The organism is Pseudomonas migulae (assembly GCF_043225285.1).
GTDB lineage: Bacteria > Pseudomonadota > Gammaproteobacteria > Pseudomonadales > Pseudomonadaceae > Aquipseudomonas > Aquipseudomonas migulae_C.
Map to the genome: position 1 here is coordinate 5577102 of NZ_CP171224.1, position 20228 is coordinate 5597329.

19 protein-coding genes are annotated in these 20228 nt (G+C 60.9%); 10 read left to right on the forward strand and 9 right to left on the reverse strand.

All coding sequences use genetic code 11. From position 1 onward, the window contains the following. Nucleotides 1-159: 159 nt before the first annotated feature. Entirely contained in the window at nucleotides 160-4983 is a 4824-nt protein-coding gene (locus tag ACF6ZU_RS25735; RefSeq protein ID WP_392888207.1) for a dermonecrotic toxin domain-containing protein, read from the reverse strand. 211 nt (nucleotides 4984-5194) lie between these two features. On the opposite strand from ACF6ZU_RS25735, the gene ACF6ZU_RS25740 reads away from it, so the two are divergent. Next, nucleotides 5195-6232, forward strand: coding sequence for an Ldh family oxidoreductase (locus ACF6ZU_RS25740; protein ID WP_392888209.1), 1038 nt, complete (start codon nucleotides 5195-5197; stop codon nucleotides 6230-6232). 179 nt (nucleotides 6233-6411) lie between these two features. On the opposite strand, the gene ACF6ZU_RS25745 is transcribed toward ACF6ZU_RS25740, so the two are convergent. Beyond that, on the reverse strand, nucleotides 6412-6729 hold the full coding sequence (locus tag ACF6ZU_RS25745) for a YqjD family protein (RefSeq protein WP_392888210.1): 318 nt from the start codon (nucleotides 6727-6729) through the stop codon (nucleotides 6412-6414). 165 nt (nucleotides 6730-6894) lie between these two features. Here ACF6ZU_RS25745 and ACF6ZU_RS25750 point away from each other — a divergent pair, with 165 nt between their 5' ends. Continuing rightward, nucleotides 6895-7146, forward strand: a complete 252-nt coding sequence (locus ACF6ZU_RS25750; protein WP_007937833.1) for a hypothetical protein — start codon at nucleotides 6895-6897, stop codon at nucleotides 7144-7146. Between the two features lie 5 nt (nucleotides 7147-7151). On the opposite strand, the gene ACF6ZU_RS25755 is transcribed toward ACF6ZU_RS25750, so the two are convergent. Beyond that, nucleotides 7152-8060, reverse strand: a complete 909-nt coding sequence (locus ACF6ZU_RS25755) for a LysR family transcriptional regulator (RefSeq protein ID WP_392888212.1) — start codon at nucleotides 8058-8060, stop codon at nucleotides 7152-7154. A gap of 84 nt (nucleotides 8061-8144) precedes the next feature. Between ACF6ZU_RS25755 and ACF6ZU_RS25760 the strand changes: the two genes are divergently transcribed. Beyond that, complete coding sequence (locus ACF6ZU_RS25760; protein WP_392888214.1) at nucleotides 8145-9068, forward strand: carbon-nitrogen hydrolase family protein; 924 nt, start codon at nucleotides 8145-8147, stop codon at nucleotides 9066-9068. Nucleotides 9069-9168: 100 nt separating this feature from the next. On the opposite strand, the gene ACF6ZU_RS25765 is transcribed toward ACF6ZU_RS25760, so the two are convergent. The 4 genes from ACF6ZU_RS25765 to ACF6ZU_RS25780 form a co-directional block, all read right to left on the reverse strand. Beyond that, on the reverse strand, nucleotides 9169-9717 hold the full coding sequence (locus ACF6ZU_RS25765; RefSeq protein WP_392888215.1) for a GNAT family N-acetyltransferase: 549 nt from the start codon (nucleotides 9715-9717) through the stop codon (nucleotides 9169-9171). Between the two features lie 28 nt (nucleotides 9718-9745). Continuing rightward, nucleotides 9746-10219, reverse strand: coding sequence for an LEA type 2 family protein (locus ACF6ZU_RS25770; RefSeq protein WP_392888217.1), 474 nt, complete (start codon nucleotides 10217-10219; stop codon nucleotides 9746-9748). A 56-nt stretch (nucleotides 10220-10275) separates the two neighbouring features. After that, entirely contained in the window at nucleotides 10276-11748 is a 1473-nt protein-coding gene (locus ACF6ZU_RS25775) for a nucleobase:cation symporter-2 family protein (RefSeq protein WP_392888218.1), read from the reverse strand. 191 nt (nucleotides 11749-11939) lie between these two features. Continuing rightward, nucleotides 11940-12833 (reverse strand): LysR family transcriptional regulator, encoded by an 894-nt coding sequence (locus ACF6ZU_RS25780; RefSeq protein WP_392888220.1) that lies wholly within the window; start codon nucleotides 12831-12833, stop codon nucleotides 11940-11942. Between the two features lie 101 nt (nucleotides 12834-12934). Between ACF6ZU_RS25780 and ACF6ZU_RS25785 the strand changes: the two genes are divergently transcribed. Both ACF6ZU_RS25785 and speB read left to right on the forward strand, forming a co-directional pair. Beyond that, on the forward strand, nucleotides 12935-14026 hold the full coding sequence (locus tag ACF6ZU_RS25785; protein WP_392888221.1) for a polyamine ABC transporter substrate-binding protein: 1092 nt from the start codon (nucleotides 12935-12937) through the stop codon (nucleotides 14024-14026). A gap of 21 nt (nucleotides 14027-14047) precedes the next feature. Next, complete coding sequence (gene speB / locus ACF6ZU_RS25790; RefSeq protein ID WP_392888223.1) at nucleotides 14048-15007, forward strand: agmatinase; 960 nt, start codon at nucleotides 14048-14050, stop codon at nucleotides 15005-15007. A 114-nt stretch (nucleotides 15008-15121) separates the two neighbouring features. Here the strand turns inward: speB and ACF6ZU_RS25795 are convergent, their stop codons facing one another. Then, nucleotides 15122-16174, reverse strand: a complete 1053-nt coding sequence (locus tag ACF6ZU_RS25795; RefSeq protein ID WP_392888225.1) for an aldo/keto reductase — start codon at nucleotides 16172-16174, stop codon at nucleotides 15122-15124. A 193-nt stretch (nucleotides 16175-16367) separates the two neighbouring features. On the opposite strand from ACF6ZU_RS25795, the gene ACF6ZU_RS25800 reads away from it, so the two are divergent. The 5 genes from ACF6ZU_RS25800 (at nucleotide 16368) to ACF6ZU_RS25820 (ending at nucleotide 19819) form a co-directional block, all read left to right on the forward strand. Then, nucleotides 16368-17084, forward strand: coding sequence for a helix-turn-helix transcriptional regulator (locus ACF6ZU_RS25800; protein ID WP_392888226.1), 717 nt, complete (start codon nucleotides 16368-16370; stop codon nucleotides 17082-17084). Between the two features lie 52 nt (nucleotides 17085-17136). Further along, nucleotides 17137-17478 (forward strand): nuclear transport factor 2 family protein, encoded by a 342-nt coding sequence (locus tag ACF6ZU_RS25805; protein WP_392888229.1) that lies wholly within the window; start codon nucleotides 17137-17139, stop codon nucleotides 17476-17478. Between the two features lie 30 nt (nucleotides 17479-17508). Beyond that, entirely contained in the window at nucleotides 17509-18627 is a 1119-nt protein-coding gene (gene zapE / locus ACF6ZU_RS25810) for a cell division protein ZapE (RefSeq protein WP_392888230.1), read from the forward strand. Between the two features lie 18 nt (nucleotides 18628-18645). Continuing rightward, the gene (locus ACF6ZU_RS25815) at nucleotides 18646-19233 is read left to right on the forward strand and encodes a DinB family protein (RefSeq protein WP_392888232.1); all 588 of its coding nucleotides are present in this window, start codon (nucleotides 18646-18648) and stop codon (nucleotides 19231-19233) included. 94 nt (nucleotides 19234-19327) lie between these two features. Then, a complete protein-coding gene (locus ACF6ZU_RS25820) occupies nucleotides 19328-19819 on the forward strand; it encodes a GNAT family N-acetyltransferase (RefSeq protein ID WP_392888233.1) in 492 nt (163 codons plus the stop codon). Nucleotides 19820-19953: 134 nt separating this feature from the next. Here ACF6ZU_RS25820 and ACF6ZU_RS25825 read toward each other — a convergent pair whose 3' ends face one another. After that, nucleotides 19954-20154 carry a hypothetical protein gene (locus tag ACF6ZU_RS25825; RefSeq protein ID WP_392888235.1) on the reverse strand — a complete coding sequence of 67 codons (201 nt, stop codon included), beginning with the start codon at nucleotides 20152-20154 and terminating at the stop codon, nucleotides 19954-19956. Nucleotides 20155-20228: the final 74 nt, after the last annotated feature.

A 20228-nucleotide genomic window follows, 5' to 3' on the forward strand; every position in this document is an offset into this window, starting at 1 on the left:
CCTTCTGAGGAAGTGGCGAGAACAGCCGTCATGGCATTTACCCATCAAACGGCTGTTTATTTTTAACCGTCGGGCTGTCAGAAAACAGCCCGCGCTCGGTCGTCAGCATAAACGTCTTTGGCCGAAGGGCTGAGCAGACTGGGGGCCTGCGCCGGAATTTCAGTTTTTTGATGTAGACGCCACGGAGACCGGATCCAGCTGTCGGCCCATTTCACCGATCAACAATGCGAGCGAGTCGGCATTGCGCAAAATGACGTTGATCCGGACGGCGGGGTTCACGGGGTCCAGAAACGCAGTCTTGGCCTCAGCTATTGTCCGGGCGCCGGTGACCTCAAGAATTTTCTCGCTGATTCGCTCCATGCCTTCAATCTCGTCCACGTCGACCCACTCGTCCTCATTTCCGTCCCACCGTGCGAACAACTTTTCCTCAGGCGTCAACAGCGATAGCGCCTCACGCTGAAAGGTCAGCTGGTTGGATTTGAGGTTTGCCCCGAATGAAGTGAGGGAACTGATGAGGTCAGTAAAGGGCCGCCTGGCTTCAAGCGTCGCAAAATCCACAGTCTTCGAGTTGATGTGCCCGAGCTCGTGCAACACGGTGGACGCCCGTGCATGACCGCCAATGTTAAAGCCTGAGGGCACATACGAACTGTAGTGTCCGAGCTGCTGTTCAAAAAAATCTTCGGTGAAATGCACGTTCCTGCGATTGTCCTGATCCATCACGAACGCAATGATGCCGGACTCGGCATCACGGTTTCGACCCACGACAAAACGAGCGGTATCGAGCAGTTCATCGCTCGGGTCCGCCAACGCATTGCAGACGGGGAGAATCGCCTTTTTGAGTTCCTTGAGAAGGGTTTCGTCAACACTTTCGACATCGAAAAAGCGCCTCAAAAACGTATCCAGCCGTGTGCCAGGGGCGCCTTCCCCCAGTTGCACCAGGTTGTGCAGGCAGTTGGCCGCGTACTCGCGCGCGATTGCGATGGACTCCTCGATCATCAGGGCCCGGAACGGGAACAGGTTGCGAATCTGCTGCATCCCCCTGGCTTCAATGTTGATCACCCTTTGGGTTCGGAAATTGTAGACATACTGATTGCGCAGGTCCGACAAGGTCCTGCTGAAATGCACGGTGTGCACGTCCGGGTCGATCACCAATTGTCCGGAGGGTGCACTCAATAATGATGGTCCCGCCTCCTTGCCATTCTGGATCCGCCACACCAAGCCGGGTTTGGTGACGGGATAGACTTTCCCGGCGATCGGCGCGTAGCGCTTTTTGCTGATTGACTCGAGATAAGTGCCAGGCTTGGCGCTCTTTGCCAGATCTGTCAGCGCCACGCCTGTCGATTCGAAGCGCTGGAGCGACGTGCGCGCCGGCGCGGTCATGTGCATGTCTGACCATTTCGGGCTGACCACTGGCGTCGGAACCGGCTCGGCTTCGGAGGCAGCCTGGGGGGGCAGCGATTCAGCTTCCAGCGACAGTCTGCCCAGCGTCACCATTTGTACGCCACCGGCAATGAACGATTGCAGGGCGCGCTTCCAGTGGTGATCTTGCAGGGCTTCTGCGGAGGCCTTGAAATTTTTGTAGGCTTGCCACAGAAACCGGCCATACGCGAGTTTGCCGGGCAGGAGCCCGGAAATCAGTTTGATCCCCGTGCTGAACAGCGACTTGACTGCCTCCCAGTCCGGTTGGCGGGTAGCTTCGCCCTGGCTGCCGAGCAGGTGTGAAATCACGCCGGTGTTGTCACTGAACAATCGCGACAGCAAGTTGCCGCTGATCGCCTTGTTCCCCAAGGTGATTTCACTGAGCTGGCCTGCGCTGGACTTGAACAGGTTGCTGAACGTATTCCGCTCGTTGTCCGGCAAGCGGCGAACGATCAGCTCTTGCAGTGCGCCGGGTGTATTGATGGCAGCGACAAGGCTGGCCTCATCCGCAAACTCGCTGAAAATCTCACCGGTGTGATAGGGCGCATACAGTACGTGTGAACCCTTTTCTGCGGCGCCAGGACTGATCAGGTACAGGCCCGAAGCCTTGACGGCGGCGGCACCGGCTGTCTTGATCAGCTCCAGCGGTCGGACGATGGCATGCGCGCCGGCCACCGTTGCGCGGGCAATGGCATCCGGCAGATCCAGGACCTGGGTGATCAGGTCGAAGGCGTTGTGGGACAGATGTTGTTGCAGCTTCAGGGCATGGGCGTGTTGCAGCAGTTGCCAGGGCAGTTGTTTGACGAAACGCAACTTTCGCGTGGCGGTGTCGCTCCCTGTCAGGGCTTCGGTGACCTTGTTGCCAAATTCCCGAGCAATGTCCAGCGACAGTAAAAGCTGTCTGACGGCGGCCTGGTTCAGGCCTTCAGGCAGTGCTTGCGTGGTGCCGGACGCCACCTTGAATCCGGTGCCTTGCGCGATGTTGACATGGTTCAGAGCGAAACCGGTCAGGCTTTGAGCTGGCCCGGCCAGCGCCAGGTTGGGAGTGATTTCGATGACGTCGGGATCCAGTGCCTTTCCCGGGAATCGTGCAGTGAGCAACGCCTTGAGTTTTTCTCGAACGTAATCTTCGAGCGTCTGTATCCCGTGCAGGTAGTCCTTGTCGTCGGTGACGTTGTTGCGGTACTGCTCCAACAGCTCGACATGCAGTTGTTGTTCCTCGACGGGCGCCATGCCCAGCCAGGCGGGGAGAGACTGCTGGTGGCTGATCGCCTGGGCAATCTCGCTGGCTCGGCGCAGGTTGGTATCGATGAGTGTTTGCGTCAGCGCTTTCAGGGCCTTGTCCTGTTGAGCCGTTTTCAGCTTCAGCGAGCGCACTTGCTCGCAGCGAGCCAGAAACAGCTCGATGGCGGATTGCGCGAGGTGGTGCAACACGTTGCCTGTGATCAATCGCAGGGTGTTCAGCGAGTAGCGCCTGTGCAATTTGCGTTGAGCAGGGGTCAGGTTCTCCAGCAGCGCCAGGCGATGATCAGGATCCAGCAGGCGCAGGTTCAGCTGTTGCCGTGCGCTCCCGACCGTCGCGAACACTTCCAGGCCAGTCGCTGGCGTCCACAAAATGGCCCGCCCGGAATGCTGGATGTCGATACCGCCGCGCTCGGTCAACAATACGCAATTGGCCAAGGGCAACACCTGGGTCTCGCCGGAGCATTCGAGCACCAGCGAATAGGCATCCGGGTAGAACCCCCTGACGGCCGTTCGGCTTTTGCGATCTGCCCGATCATGGTTGAACACCGTATCGACAACGTGCCAGTCGGCATTTTTCAATGAGGCGCTCAGTTCGCGAAGGGCGGCTTCGCCCCGCAGGGCAACGGAAAAGGCATGGGCGAGGTTCGCTTTCATCTCCTCCAGGTACGCTCTCTGTGCTGTCAACGTGGCCACAGGTTGCGCCTCGAATTGGCTGCGCATCGGCACCTCCACCGCGCGGAACCTTTTGACATAGCCCGCGGCGGTATCCGCCAGGACTATCGAAGGATGCTTGCCTGACAGGACGGGCCGGGTGCTCCAGCGCCCCTGTACATCAATCGTCAGCAGGCTTTCGTTGATCAGCGAACGGATATCCAGGGCTTTGTCGAAAAACGCATGGATGTCCAGCGCTTCATCGCTGAAGCGGAACACCTGCAAGGTGTATTCGAGGTTTTGCTGTTGCTTGCTGATGATCGCCTCGAAAAGCGTCTTGAACACTGTGCCGGTGATCACTGAGCCGGACACCTGCGGCTGATGAAACCCGATGAAACGGTTGCGTTCTTCCAGGCTCATGAGGTCATACAGCTCATCGTCGTGACCGGCCTGCGTGGATTTTTTCTCGAGCGTGTCTTTCAGGTCCTGATAGTCCTCCAGCACCTGCAATCCCTGGGCCGGGGTGTAAAGAAAGGCTTTGGAACTGTCCTGGCTGATCATCAGCGAACCCGCCAGCTCCACGTAGTTGGGCTGATACTCCCAGAGGCGAACGGTTTCGAGGGTCAGTGTCGAAGAGGCTGTCGAGGCGGATTCAACCAGCGCTTGCAAGTCGCGGCTTTGTTCCTCGGTGATGATCCCGGATTCGCGCTTGAGCAACAGTTCGGCCCGGGCTTTTTCACGGACTGCCCGAAAGAAGAACGCGCGGCGCGTGGCACCGTCGGCGCTTGCTTCGTTCCAGAATTGTTGCAACAGCTCGCCCATTCGACTGCTCAGGTTTTGCGCCGCGGCCTTGATCGCGGTTTCCCAGGTTGTCTGGTCGTTGGTCTGTGCCGTCCTTTGCGGGTGAGAAAATTCGGGACGTTTTCCCTTTGGCCACCCTTTGTGGCGGTAATACGAGAGCAGCGCCTGGCTCAGCGACATGGAATCGGTCCAGCGCCGGGCCGCGGGGCTGCTCGCGACCGCAGTGTCGTCCACGTTGTCGGCGTAAAAAGCGACCCGTGTCTTGCGCTGGTCCAACGCTGGAAACCCGGTTTTCAACAGTCCCTCAAGCACGGTATCGAGCAGCGTCGCCAGGGTCGGCAGCTTTTGAAGCTCGTCGACCATGGCCTGGTCGTTGATGTGCTGATTGATGTTGATGACGGCACGTTGATCTTCGAATACGTCACCCTCGATCGTTTCGAAGGTCAGCGTGATGTCGGTCGCCGCTGCCAGGGTTTTGCGCGCGGACAATGAGAGAAAGGCCACGGGTTCGTCATCTTCGTTCGCATCGTCGAGCTGGCTTTTGACTTGCTCGGACAGGGCCGTGCGGCTGTCGAACTTCTTGATCCCTCCATAGGGCGTGTAAAGAATCACCCCTTGGTCATCCGGAGCAGGGCTCAACACAAAGCTGCCCGCCAGGGGGAAAGACAAGCCGTCGGCGCCGATCATGATTTTTTCGGCGTGCATCGGCGGTTTCTGTTGATTGCGCAAGGCATGACTGGACAGCTTCAGATGGGCGAACCACTCGAAGTCCTTTTTCGCCAGGCCATGTGTTTTGCCAAGCTCAGTCCAAAGGCCCGGTGAATTCAGGGCCTGGGGGAAAAACAGGGGAAGGGCAGGTGTAGACATTGTTGAATCTCGTGATCGGCAGCGCCGGAAAATTGAGATTCGAGACTAAAAGCCGCCGCCACCTCGAAGGCGGTAGATAGTTAACGCACGGACTGAGGGTGTCTGTGCGCACGGGCCCATTCCAAAGGTTGACAGGCTACGGGTCGCGCGTGGTTAATCAGCGAGTCTTCATACGCTGTTGCCCCCTCCAATAATTAGTCTGGAGCTTCAGATGTCTGCGCCACACGATCACGCGTCTCCTGTTGTCTCGCAAAACCTGTCCCTCGATGAGCTGACGGCGTTGCTTGAGAGGATCTTCCTGCGTCATGGCACCTCGGCCGATGTCGCGCGGGTGCTGGCTGAAAACTGTGCCGGCGCCGAACGCGACGGTGCTCACAGCCATGGCGTGTTTCGCATTCCCGGTTACGTGTCGACGCTCAAGAGCGGCTGGGTGAATGGCCAGGCCGTGCCGGTGGTCGAGGACGTGGCGTCGGGGTTTGTCCGGGTCGATGCCGGCAACGGTTTTGCCCAACCTGCACTGGCCGCCGCTCGCGCCTTGCTGGTGGAAAAGGCTCGCAGTGCCGGGATTGCGGTGCTGGCGATTCGTAACTCCCATCATTTCGCGGCGCTGTGGCCGGACGTCGAACCGTTTGCCTATGAAGGGCTGGTGGCGTTGAGCGTGGTCAACAGCATGACCTGCGTGGTGCCGCACGGCGCCGATCGTCCACTGTTCGGCACCAACCCGATTGCGTTCGCCGCACCGCGGGCCGACGGCGATCCGATTGTCTTTGATCTCGCCACCAGCGCCATTGCCCACGGCGATGTGCAAATCGCCGCGCGCAAGGGTGAACGTCTGCCAGCGGGCATGGGTGTGGACAGCCTCGGCCAACCGACCCAGGACCCGAAAGCGATTCTGGAAGGCGGTGCGCTGTTGCCGTTTGGCGGCCATAAGGGTTCGGCGCTGTCGATGATGGTGGAGCTGTTGGCGGCAGCGTTGACCGGCGGCAACTTCTCGTTCGAGTTCGACTGGAAGAACCATCCCGGGGCCAAGACGCCCTGGACCGGGCAACTGCTGATTGTCATCGACCCGAGCAAAGCGGCGGGGCAGAGCTTCGCCGAGCGCAGCCAGGAACTGGTGCGGCAGATGCACGGTGTGGGGCTCAAGCGTTTGCCGGGGGATCGACGTCACTCTCAGCGTGCCAAATCCAGCACCGCTGGCATCGAGCTTGATGCGGATACGCTGGCTAACCTGCGCGAATTGGCCGATTAAACACACACCCTGTAGGAGCCGGCTTGCCGGCGATGGTCGTTAACGAAAACGCGTAATGCCTGGATAAACCCGATTCGTCGGACGCCATACGTGTAGGAGCCGGCTTGCCGGCGATAGCGATCTCAATGACGCCATCGCCGGCAAACCGGCTCCTACAGTAGGTTGCATTTAGCCTGCGCTTAACGACGGCCCAACAACAAACCGACCACCAGCCCAAACCCGGCGGAAATCGCCACGGTCTGCCACGGATGACCGCCAATGTAGGTCTCGGTAGCCTCGACCGCCGGCAGGGTCCGGTCGCGAACGCTGGTGACCGAATCCCGAGCCTGCTGGAGTTTCTGGGCGATTTGCCCACGCAGCGTGTCGGCTTCTTCACCGACCAGTGACGCACTGCTCTTGAGCAGTTTTTCCGATTCCTCGATCAGCGACTGAAGCTCGCTGAATGCCTGATCCTTGATTTGGTCTTCCGCGACTTGGGCGGCGGTTTTGCGGGCCATTGGGTAACTCCTTGCAGGTGAATGGGCAGTGAACAATGGAGTCCGCGGCGACGGGAAAAGTTGCAGCGATTTTGCCTGCGGGCTCAATCCTGTAGAAAAATCCAGCGCAGGACATTTCTTCCTACAGTGTAAGATGTCGCCTATTTACGCAGCAGGTAACTCCCCATGAGCTTCAATCTGGCCGACAAACCCCTCGCCGAGCGCGCAGCGCTGGAAGACGAAAAATCCCGTCTGTTCGAACTCTGGCAGAACAACCTCGGCAAGGCCAAGGGCGAAGCTGCCCGCTTGTTCGGCGAGCGCGCCAAACGCAAGGGCAAATGGGCCGAATGGGTCCGCTCCGAACTCGACGGCATGTCGCCGCCGGAATTCGCGAACATGGTGCGCAGTGAAGTCAATCGGCTGATGGCCGCCAAGTAAGGCGCTCAGGCAAAGATTGCGACAATCGCCTCACGCACTTTCAACACCACCGGGTCGAGTTGCGCGCTGGTGCGCCAGCCCAGCTCGATCGGGTAGCGCGGCAACGCCAACGGACAGGGCAGCAGCGCCAGGCCGCAGAGCGCTGCAATACTTCGGGCGGCATGCGCCGGAATGGTCGCCACCGCCTGGCTGCCCTTGAGCAAATGCGGCAACGCCGCAAAATGCGTGGTCGACGCGCACACCCGCCGGCTCATTCCCAACGCCGCCAGCCCCTCGTCAGTGATCCCGATGAAGCCGCCCGATGACACCAGAATGTGCTCGCGGCTGACGAACTCCTCCAGTTCGATGGTTTGTTGTCCGGCGGCCAGACTCATCGGGTCAACCAGACACAGATAATCACCTTCGCCCAACACCTGACGACTAAGCAATCGTTCGGCAAACCCGCCGGCCGTGATCGCCAGGTCGATGCTGCGCTCCAGCAGTGCATGCGCGACGATCTGGCTGTGGGTCTGACGGAAGATCAGCCGCAGCTTCGGCGCACGCTGGGCGATTTCTTCGATCAGGCGCCGCCCGTAGGCAATTTCAAAATCATCCGACAACCCGAGCGTCACCGAGCGACCGTCGTACTCGTGGGCCGCCGGATTGATCATCGCCAGGCTCTGTCGGCATTTGTTCAGTGCATCGCTGACCACCGGCTTCAACTGATTGGCCTTGAGCGTCGGCGCCAGGCCTCGACCGGTACGCACGAACAATTGATCGTCATACACCTCGCGCAACCGGCGCAACGCCGCACTCACCGCCGATTGCGTCACGCCCAGACGCAACGCCGCACGGCTAGCGCTGGATTCGTCGTGCAAGGCTTCGAAGACTTTGAGCAGGTTGAGGTCGAGGGTGGCGATATTCATTTGGTTCATATCATTCAGCAGCGAGGAGGGCTTTATTCATGATCCGGTGGAGACAGAGAATGAGCAACACCTGATGTGAACGGAGTGACCGCGATGCCCAAGTCAATTGTTGCTGCACTGCAAATCGGCGCTTTGCCCGGCGGCAAGGCCGAGACCCTGGAACAGATCCTTTCCTATGAAAACGCCATCGTTGAATCTGGCGCGGCGCTGGTGGTCATGCCCGAGGCGTTGCTGGGCGGTTACCCGAAAGGCGAGGCATTCGGTACGCAACTGGGTTATCGCCTGCCGGAAGGTCGCGAGGCGTTTGCCCGCTATTTCGCCAACGCTATCGATGTGCCGGGCGTGGAAACCGAAGCCCTGGCAGGGCTGGCGGCACGCACCGGCGCCAACCTCGTCATCGGGGTCATCGAGCGCGCGGGCAGTACGTTGTATTGCACCGCGCTGTATTTCGACCCGCAGGCCGGGTTGGTGGCGAAGCATCGCAAGTTGATGCCGACCGGCACCGAACGGCTGATCTGGGGCAAGGGTGATGGCTCGACGTTGCCGGTGATCGACAGCCCGGTCGGGCGCCTCGGCGCGGTGGTGTGCTGGGAAAACATGATGCCGCTGCTGCGCACCGCGATGTACGCCAAAGGCGTGGAAGTCTGGTGCGCGCCGACGGTGGACGAGCGCGAGATGTGGCAGGTGAGCATGCGTCACATTGCCCATGAAGGCCGCTGCTTTGTGGTCAGCGCCTGTCAGGTCCAGGATTCCCCGCAAGCGCTGGGGGTGGAGATCGCCAACTGGCCGGCGGATCGGCCGCTGATTGCCGGTGGCAGTGTGATCGTCGGGCCGATGGGCGACATTCTGGCCGGCCCGCTGCGCGGCGTTGCCGGGCTGCTGACGGCGCAAATCGACACTGACGACCTGATCCGCGCGCGTTACGACTACGACGTCGTCGGCCATTACGCGCGCCCGGACGTTTTCGAGCTGACCGTGGATGAGCGCGCCAAACCCGGCGTCCTCTTCCACACATAACCCCCTTTGTAGGAGCCGGCTTGCTGCGGGCGGCGTTCCAACGATGGCGGCCTTGTATTCAATGCAAGTCTCAAGGCCGCCATCGCTGGCAAGCCAGCTCCTACAGGTTTTGGCGTTGCCACTCTTTCCGGGTAATTTCCCAGATTTCCCTGGGGAATCGTCCGCCGACAAAATCGTCCTCATCGGTGCGGATCAATCGCATGCCGGTCCGCTCCGAGAGTTTTCGCGAGCCGATATTGGGTGCGGCTTTAGGCACACGCAAAACGGTGCGATCAAGCGTTTCAAACCAGTATGCAGTCACCGCCGCACTGGCTTCACTCATCAACCCCAGGCCTTGCCATGGCGGGCCGAGCCAGAATCCGCGGTGGTTGTCCTGTTCGTCCATGAGGCTGACGTTGCCGATCAGTTGCTCCGGCGCTGACTTCAAGCGGATCGACCAGTGCCATTCCTTGCCCGCAGCCATGGCCGGCAGAGCGTGATCACGTAAATAAGTCAGCGCGCCGTCTGCGGGATACGGCCAAGGCACCAGGGCGTTCAGGTATTGCACCACTTCCCAGTGTGGAAACTGCTGCTGAATGCCTTCGGCATCGGCCAGCTCCAGCGGGCGCAGGATGAGGCGTTCGGTGTATAGCGTGGGGATGGCGTCCATGTGATGTGTCACTCCTTGAACTGAGCAGTTAGCGGATGCCGGTCATCGCTCCCGGCAAACTGAGCTTGCCGGTGTCGGTGAAGCGCATCGTGCCGAACAAGCCCCCGGCGAGTTTTCCGCGCAACACATAAGGCAGGTTGTTCAGGGTCTGAATCTCGCTCAGGCCCAGCGTCTGGCGCAACACCGAAAACGCCGAGACGCTCACCGGTACGGTCAGCACCGTCTCGGAAAAGCGCGCAATCGAGCCCGACTGATCGCTGACCCCGGACGCGAGCGGCTGGCCGTTGACCTCCAGGTCGAGGGCTACGCCGTTGTAGTCGATTGCGGTGTCATTCGGATTTTGCACGCGGATCTTCACCGCGAAACGCACTTCCATGTCCTGGCTTTGCAGCGGTTCGAAGCCGACCACGTTGATGTTCAGCGGGTCGCGATTGGGCAACAGCGCGCAGGCACTCAGGGACAGTAAAAGGAGGGAAAGGACAACGGCGTGGAGACTGCGCATGGACATGCTCTCTTGGAGAAAAGGCCGAACCGCTCGCGGCTCGGCCTTGAGCCTGCTTAGCGGTTCAACTGTGCGACCACCGCTGGCGTGGCGGGTTCACCTTTGGCCGGCACATCCGGGTTTTCCATGACCTGAAGGATCGAGGCTTCGGGATCGAAATCGTCTTCTTCCAGCTCGATGAATTCTTCGGGCAGGAAGATATTCAGCACGATAGCGCACAACGCGCCGACGGTGATCGGCGATTCGAAGATGTTGTGCAGCGCTTTCGGCAACTCGCGCAACACTTCCGGCACCGCCGCGACGCCCAGGCCCATGCCGAGGGAAATCGCCACGATCAGCATGTTGCGTCGATGCAGGCCCGCTTCGGCGAGGATCTTGATCCCGGCCACCGCCACGGTGCCGAACATCACCAGCTCGGCGCCGCCGAGCACCGGTTTCGGCATCAGTTGCAGCACCGCGCCAATCATCGGGAACAACCCCAGCACCACCAGCAGGCCGGCGATGAAAAACGCGACGTAGCGGCTGGCCACGCCGGTCAGCTGGATCACGCCGTTGTTCTGGGCGAAGGTGACCATCGGCATGCTGTTGAACACCGCTGCCATCGCCGAGTTGAGGCCGTCGGCGAGCAAGCCGGATTTGATCCGGCGAATGTAGACCGGGCCTTTGACCGGCTGCCGGGAAATCATCGAGTTGGCCGTCAGGTCGCCAGCCGCCTCCAGTGGCGACACCAGGAAAATAACCGCCACCGGCACGAACGCGACCCAGTCGAAGTTGAAACCGTACTTGAACGGCACCGGCACGCTCATCAGTGGCACGGCGGGCATGTTGCTGAAATCCACGTGGCCCATGAGCCAGGCGACGACATAACCGAAGGTCAGGCCGATCACGATGGCGCCGAGGCGCAGGAACGGCACGTCCACCCGGTTCAACACCACGATGGTGCCCAGCACGAGTGCGGCCAACGCCAGGTGACTGGCGGCGCCAAGGTCCGTCGCGCCGAAACCGCCGGCGATGTCGGTCATGGCCACCTTGATCAGCGACAGGCCCATCAAGGTGATGATGGTCCCGGTCACCACCGGGGTGATCAGCATCCGCAGCTTGCCGATGAACTGGCTCAACACCACTTCGATGAACGCGGCAAAAAAACAAACGCCGAAGATGGTCGAGAGGATTTCATCGGTGCCGCCGCCGCGCGCCTTGACCATGAAACCGGCACTGAGAATCACGCTGATGAACGAGAAGCTGGTGCCTTGCAGGCACAGCAAACCGGAACCGACCGGGCCGAACCGCCGCGCCTGGACAAAAGTGCCCAGCCCCGAGACGAACAGCGCCATGCTGATCAGGTAGGGGATTTCACTTTGCAGGCCGAGGGCGCTGCCCATGATCAGCGTCGGGGTGATGATGCCGACGAAACTGGCGAGTACGTGTTGCAGGGCGGCGAACACGGTGGCGGTCAAATGCGGGCGGTCGTCGAGGCCGTAGATCAGGTCGTTGTGGCGCGGGGCAGGGGCTTTTTCAGAGGCGGTCATGGTGGTTTGCGTGCCGAAAGGCGGGCCGGGTCAGAAAATGGAGGCGCAGGATGCCAGAAAATTCATCGACTGACACAAATCCCTGTGGGAGCGAGCCTGCTCGCGAAGCGGTGTATCAGTCGACATTTGTATCGCCTGACTCAACGCTTCGCGAGCAGGCTCGCTCCCACAGGGGACTTGCGGTGTTCTGTTCAGGTAAACGCTGCCAACAGGTCCTCTTCAAACGCTTTCTGCGCATCCCCCGGCACCTGCGCCCGATGGCGGGCGAGGTGGAAGGCCACGTCGAAACTCATATCGCTACGCCGCACCGCCCTCAGCAACCCCTTGTCTTCCCAGCTCCGCGCAAAGTGGCTGGGCAGGTAGCCGACATGTTTACCGGACAAGATGAAGGCGAGGGTGCCTTCGACCTGTTCCGAGCGCGCCGAGCACAGCTTGCCCTGGAACGGCTCGTCGCTGCGCAGGAAGCGGTAGGGGTGATCGACCCGGTCGCACGCCTGCAAGGCGTTGTCGTCCGGCGCCTCGTCGCTGAACAGCGGGTGGCCGGGGGCACAGTACAAATGCTGGGTTTCGCTGAACAGCTCGCGGTAATCGAAGGCGCTCTGCACCTGGGAGAAATAACCGATCGCCAGGTCCAGCCGCTGTTGCAGCAGCAGGCGCTCCATTTCACCGGGCATGGCGCTGATCAGCTCGATGCGCACCGACTCATCGCGCTCGCGAAAGCGCCGGATCGCATCGGCCACCTGCTGCAGGACTGATTGATCCAGCGCTTCGGAAAGCCCCAGGCGCACCTCGCCGATCAATCGACCGGCCACGCCGTTGGATTGATGGCGGAAGGCTTCAATGGATTCAAACAGTCCGCGGGTCGCGGTGAGCAGTTGTTCACCTTTGGGCGTAACACGAAATCCACCCTTGCCACGGCTGCACAACCGATAGCCGAGTCGGGTTTCGAGCCTGGCCATTTGCTGGCTGATGCTCGACTGGCTCAGGCCCAGTTCACCCTGGGCGGCGCTGAAGCCGCCGCATTCGACCACGCTGACGAACAGACGCAGCAATTGCAGATCCACATCGTGAAGCTGGCCGAGCATCAAACATTACTCCGCAATAAAGTCAGGGTAACTGACTTGGTATTTTTCCAATGTATCCGACGACGCATGCTGGGGCCACTTCCTCTGGTCAGGTGTTCGTCATGGCTCCTCTTTTCAAGCTGTGTTTACCCGCGCTGTTCCTTGCCGTCTCCGTGTCGGCCCACGCCGAGGACAAGGTCGTCAACCTTTACAGTTGGGCCGATTACGTGGCGCCGGAAACCTTGCAGCGTTTCGAGCAGGAAACCGGCATCCATGTGCGCTACGACACGTTCGATTCTTCGGAGGTTCTGGAAACCAAGCTGCTCACCGGCGGCAGCGGCTACGACGTGGTTGTGCCGTCGTCCAGCGTGCTGGCGCGCGGGTTAGCGGCCGGTGCGCTGAAGGCGATTCCCCACGAGGGCCTCAAGGGCTACGCCAACCTCGATCCGGATCTGCTGGAAAAACTCGCGGCCGTCGACCCCGGCAACCGCTACGGCGTGCCGTACACCTGGGGCACGCTGGGGCTCGGGATGAATGTGGCGGCGGTGAAAAAGCGTCTGCCGGATGCGCCGCTCAACAGTCTCGACCTGCTGTTCAAACCCGAATACGCCAGCAAGCTGAAAGACTGCGGCGTGGCGATCATCGATTCGCCGCAGGAAGTGATCGGCCTGGCGCTGCACTACCTCGGTAAAGATCCCTACAGCACCGACAAGGCTGATCTGTCAGCCGCCGAGGCGTTGTTGCATCAGTTGCAGCCGAATGTGCTGTACGTCGCCAGCGGTCGGCAGATCAACGACCTGGCCAACGGCAGCGTGTGCCTGGCGCTGACCTACAACGGTGACGCGAGCATGGCCGCCGACCAGGCGCGCAAGGCCAACAAGCCGTACGAAGTGGCGTACCGGATACCCAAGGAAGGCACGCTGGTCTGGCAGGACAACCTGGCCATTCCCAAGGACGCGCCGCATCCGGAAGCCGCGCGGGTCTTCATCGAATTCATGTTGCGCCCAGAATCCGTGGCGGCGCTGACCAATACGCTGTTCTTTGCCACCGCCAACCAGGCCGCCACGCCGCTGGTGGACGAGGCGGTACGCAGCGATCCGGACATTTACCCCCTCGCCGATGTGCGTGAGCGGCTGTACGCCGACCGCAGCATGAGCCTCAAGGACATGCGTCAGCGCACCCGCGTGTGGACCACTTTCCGTAGCCGCCAATAAACCAATAAGAAGGAGCACCTGATGGACGTCCCCGTGCAAAACGATCAGGCCATGACCCGCGACAGCCTCTACGGGACTGCCGCCGAAAGTACCTACGCCGGCATCACCAGTTTCATGCGTCGTCGTTACAGCCGCGACTTGCGCGGTGTCGACGTGGCCGTCAGCGGCGTGCCGTTCGATACCGCCACCAGCAACCGCCCCGGCGCGCGTTTCGGACCGCGCGGCATTCGGGCGGCATCGACCGGGATTGCCTGGGAGCGTCACTGGCCCTGGACATTCGACCCGTTCGACCATCTGGCAGTGATCGACTACGGCGATTGCGACTTTGATTACGGTTCGCCGCACTCGGTGCCGGAAAGTATCGAGGCCCACGCCGAGCACATTCTGAATGCCGGTTGCGCGATGCTGACGTTCGGCGGCGATCACTTCATCAGTTACCCGCTGCTCAAGGCCCACGCCCGTAAACACGGGGCACTGTCGTTGATTCACTTCGATGCACACAGCGACACCTGGCCAGACGAAGAGGGCAAGCGCGTCGACCACGGCACGATGTTCTGGCACGCGGCCAAGGAAGGTCTGGTGGACCCGTCGCGCTCGGTGCAGATCGGCTTGCGCACCACCAATGACGATCATCAGGGGTTTCAGGTGCTGGATGCGCGGCAGGTGCACCGGCGTGGGGTGGACGCGATTGTCGAGGCGATTCGGGCGCGCGTCGGCGACAACCCGGTGTACTTGACGTTCGACATCGACTGCCTCGATCCGGCCTTTGCCCCCGGCACCGGAACGCCGGTGTGTGGTGGTTTGAGCACGGTGCAGGCGCTGGAAATCCTCGGCGGGTTGCGCGGGATCAATCTGGTGGGGATGGACGTGGTGGAAGTGGCGCCGGCCTACGACAGTGCGGACATTACCTCACTGGCGGCGGCGACGTTGGCGATGGAGATGCTGTGTCTGTATGCGGCCAAGCATAAGGTCGATCAGTAATACCCCGACCCGTGTAGGAGCGAGCCTGCTCGCGATAGCGGTGTGTCAGCCGGTACAAATGTTGTCTGACACGCCGTCATCGCGAGCAGGCTCGCTCCTACAGTTTGATTGGTGTCAGGCCACTGGGATGATCGGTTGATCCAGGGCCACACCCCCGCTGAACCGCGCAGCAGACCCGGCAATGGATTCATGCGGCACACCCTTCGCCACTTCGCTGATGCCATCCAGCCGCGACACCTGCTCCGCACTCAATTGCACCTTCAACGCGCCCAGCGTCGCATCCAGCTGCTCACGGGTGCGCGAACCCAGAATCGGAATCAGCGCCGTCGTCGAGCGTTGGGCTTTTTCCCGTAGCCAGGCAATGGCCACGTGCGTCGGGCTGGCGTTCAACTCCGCTGCGACCGCGAGCAAAGTGTCGAGCAGGGCGGTTTCGCGGGCACTTTTCTCGGCGTGAATCAGCATGCCGAGTTTGGCTGCGCGGTTGTCCCCATCGTTGTTGCGGTATTTGCCCGTGAGGAACCCGCCTCCCAGCGGCGACCACAGCGTCGCAGCCAACCCCAGCGCTTCGGCCATCGGCAGTTGTTCGCGTTCGGCGGTGCGCTCGGCGAGGCTGTACTCGACCTGAATGGCGGCAATCGGCGCAAAACCGCGAACTTCCGCCAGCAGGTCGGCGCGGGCGATGCGCCAGGCCGGGAAGTTCGACAGCCCGGCGTAGTGAATCTTGCCGGCCCGCACCAGATCATCAAAACCCCGCAGGATTTCTTCCATGGGCGTGACACCGTCGCTCATGTGCGCCCAGAACAGGTCGATGTGATCAGTCTTGAGCCGTTTCAGGCTCTCTTCCACGGCGCGAACCATGTTTTTGCGGTTGTTGCCGGTGTGGGAAATGCCTGCAGCGGGCGTAGTCCCCAGGGTGTATTTGGTGGCGATGACCAGACGATCACGTTCGGCTGCGATGAACTCGCTGAGCATGCCTTCCGACTGGCCGCCCTGATAGCCGTTGGCGGTGTCGATGAAATTGCCGCCGGCTTCCACGTAGCCATCAAAGATGCGCTTGGCTTCATCGCGTTCGGCGCCATGGCCCCAACCCGTACCAAAGTTGCCGGCGCCCAGCGCCAGTTCCGAAACACGCAAGCCGGTTTTTCGGCCGAACACTTTGTAATGCATGGGATGACTCCTGAAGGAAAGACACGGCAATCGAATATAAATGTCGAGCGACATGATTAAAAGATGATGCCAGTCATTTATTTAGTCAAGATCCTTTTCAGGGATGGCAAAAGGGAAGGGCATCGCTACTGCCACTTTCTGACAGGGCGCTCTGCTAAGCTCCGGCGAATTTTCCGCACAGAGTTCGCCCATCGTGTCTCGCACCACGCGTTTACTGACTTTGCTGCAAGTACTGCGTGGCAAGAGTCGCCCGGTCACGGCGGCGACGCTTGCCAGCGAACTCGAGATCTCCGAGCGTACGCTCTACCGCGACATCGCGGAACTCACCGCACTCGGCGCGCCGATCTACGGCGAAGCGGGGATCGGCTACGTGCTGCGCAGCGGGCTGTTCCTGCCGCCGCTGATGCTCAACGCCGACGAAACCGAAGCCATCGTGCTGGGATTGCGTTATGTGGACCAGCGCGGCGACGACGTGTTGAGCAAAGCTGCGGCCAATGCGCTGGCCAAGATCGCGGCGGTCCTGGCGCCCGAAGCGTTGGATGCCTTGCACAACCCGACGGTGCTGCCGGGCCCGCCCGGTTATGGCTTTGCCCCCGACGCCGTGCCGCTGACGGTGTTCCGCCAGGCGATCCGCGAGCAGGCGAAACTGCATATCGACTATGCCGATGCCAAACAAGTCCCCAGTCAACGGCTGATCTGGCCGCTGGCGCTGGGCTTTCTCAACGAGGTGCGAATCATCGTCGCCTGGTGTGAATTGCGCGGCGCTTACCGGACGTTTCGTACCGACCGGATTGTGGCCGCGAGCGAGCAGGGCGAGCGTTATCCCGGGCGGCGAGGCGACCTGTTGCGCACCTGGCGCAAGCAGATGCAACTGGATGAAGCCGGGCGTTTCACTCCTGACAAGAACTGACACAGGCCTGTTCTAGCATGGCGGCAGAATCAATCAACAAGGAGCCGTAACCATGTCCAGTCCCGCCTCTTCACTGGCCCCCGCCATCGCCGCGTACATTGCCGCAGCCAATGCCCGTGACACCTCGAGGGTCGCCAGTTTCTTCGCCGAGGATGCCAATGTGTTCGATGAAGGCCAGCACCGGATCGGCGCCCCGGCGATCGCGCAATGGATGCAAGACACCGCCCAGCGCTATCAGCCCAGGGTCGAAGTGCTCGACGTGCAACTGCGCACCGGCAAAGTGCTGGTGCACAACCGGGTGTCCGGCTCGTTTCCCGGCAGCCCGCTGGAATTGCGCTACATGTTTCGTCTGAACGAGCAGGGCAAGATCGCCCGACTGGACATTTCACTGTAGCCGTCGTCGAGCGATGGCATACTGCCGCGCATGAATGTCGACTCCCCGTTAAGCGCCTGGCAACACGCCATTGAACAGAAGGGCTTCGTCCAGGACGAAGCCCAGGAACATGCCGTCTGGGCCCTGCAAAAATGCTACGAAGCGCTGCATGCCGGTCGCACGCCGGTAACGGGCGTTTACCTGTGGGGGCCGGTCGGGCGGGGCAAGACCTGGTTGATGGACCAGTTCTACCAAAGCCTGCAAGTCCCGGCCCGACGCCAGCACTTTCATCACTTCATGGGCTGGGTGCATCAGCGTTCGTTTCAGCTCACCGGCACCGCCGACCCGTTGAAAGCGCTGGCTCGGGAATTGAGCGAAGAAGTTCGCGTGCTCTGTTTCGATGAACTGTTCGTCAACGATATCGGCGACGCGATCATTCTCGGGCGCCTGTTTCAGGTGATGTTCGATCAGGGCGTGGTGGTTGTTTGCACCTCCAATCAGCCGCCGGACATGCTGTATGCCGATGGTTTCAACCGCGACCGCTTCGTGCCCGCCATCGAGGCGATCAAGCGGCATATGCAGGTGATTGCGGTGGACGGCGGCGAAGATCATCGTCTGCATCCCGGTGCCGGTTTGCAACGTTACTGGGTCGCCGAGCCCGGCCAGCCGGGTGCGCTGGGGGACGTGTTCAAGGCGTTGACCGCCGGGCAATCCGTCTCCAGCGAACCGATCAAGGTCGGTTACCGTTCGCTGAATGTGGTGCGAGCCAGTGAAACCGTGCTCTGGAGCCGTTACGCCGACCTCTGCGAACAACCCTTTGCCGCCATGGATTTCATGGCCCTGTGCGACACCTTCAAGGCTATTCTGTTGAGTGACGTGCCCAACCTCAGCGCACAAAAACGCGCGGGGCGAATCGCCCGTGGCACCGAAGACGGTGTTGAGCGGGTGGTGGCGGGAGATCGTGAATTGCCGCAATTGTCGGTGCATGACGACGGTGTGCGGCGTTTCATCGCGTTGGTGGACGAATGTTACGACCGCAAAGTGCCGTTGTACCTCGAGGCGCAGGTGCCGATGGAATCGCTCTACACCGAAGGCTATCTGGAATTCCCGTTCCGCCGCACCCTCAGCCGATTACAGGAAATGCAGCTGCAACGTTTCGCCGACGCTTGAATTCAAGGAGCCGTGAACATGAATCAGCCCTTGTCCCATCATTTGCTGACCATGGCCTACCAGAACGCCTGGGCCAATCATCGACTGGCCAAAGCCTGGAGCCAATTGAGTGCGCAGGAGCTGGTGGCGCCACGGGTCAGTTTCTTCCCCAGCTTGCGTGCGACGCTCAACCATATCCTGACCTGCGACTGGTTTTACGTGGATGCCCTGGAGCGGGAGTTGCGTGGCGATGCGCCGCATCCTGAGTGCTACGTGTTTTTCGCGAAAGACGAGCCCTGTAGCGACGCGGAGGAACTCAAGCACGAACAGGCCCAGGTCGACCGGCGCCTGATCGCCTATTGCGAACAGATGCGCGACGCCGACCTCGGCAAGATCGTGACGATCGCCCGTGATACACCGCAACATGACAGCCGGTTGCGCCTGCTGTCACACCTGTTCGAGCACCAGATTCATCACCGTGGGCAGGTTCACGGGATGCTCAGCGGTACGTCGATCGCGCCGCCGCAACTGGACGAATTTTTCTGTGCCGGGGAGGCGGGTTTGCGGGCCGAGGATTTTGCCGAACTGGGGTGGACCGAAGCACTGATCTGGGGCACTCCGGTTTAAAGATTGCGGGATCGATGGCACTCGCGATAGGGTCGCTGTGCCCAGCGGCGCGGTCTGCGCGCCGGGGCTATTTCAGGTGTTATCGAGGATGGAAATGGAATCCGCAGAAATTCTTGTGCTTCAGGCCAGCTACACCAACCCGGTGCATGCCGAGGCGCTACGTTTAGTGTTGAATCATTACGCCGAAGACCCGATGGGCGGCGGGCACTCCTTGCCGGCCGAGGTGCTGGAGCACCTGCCAGTGGAACTGGCCAAGCGTCCCCACGCGTTCAGCGTGCTGGCTTTCGTCGATGGTGAGCCGGCCGGGCTGGTCAATTGCTTTGAAGGGTTTTCGACGTTTGCCTGTCGCCCGTTGGTCAACGTGCACGACGTGGTCGTGTCGGAGGCGTTTCGCGGCCTGGGCCTGAGCCAGAAGATGCTGCAAAAGGTCGAGGAAATCGCCCGTCAGCGCGGCTGCTGCAAAATCACCCTGGAAGTGCTGGAAGGCAATGCCGTGGCCCAGTCGTCCTACGCCAAGTTCGGTTTCAGTGCCGGCATGTTCGATCCGGCGCACGGGCGGATGCTGTTCTGGACCAAACCCCTGTAGACGCCGCGGAAAAACTGTAGGAGCGAGCCTGCTCGCGATGGACTTCAAGGCACCGCGTTTATCCAGGAAACACGCGTTTTCGTTAACGTCCATCGCGAGCAAGCTCGCTCCTACAATGGATAGGCGTCAGCCCATCAAGGTTTGTAATGCTCGGTCACTTGCGCCGTCTGATCGTCCGGGACCCGGAGCTCGGCGGTTTGCTGGCTTTGATTCTCCTGCTGACTGAGCCGCAGGGTTTCGTAGTAGTAGCGCATGCGTTCAGCGCCGCCTTCGGCAAATGCGCTGACTGAAACGAAGGTCATCAGACCGGCAATGATCAAGGGTGTACGGTTCATGGTTCGCCTCCCACAGTGGATATCGGGTGCCTTCCATCCATGAAGCAATGTCACGGGGACATTATCTGCCGATT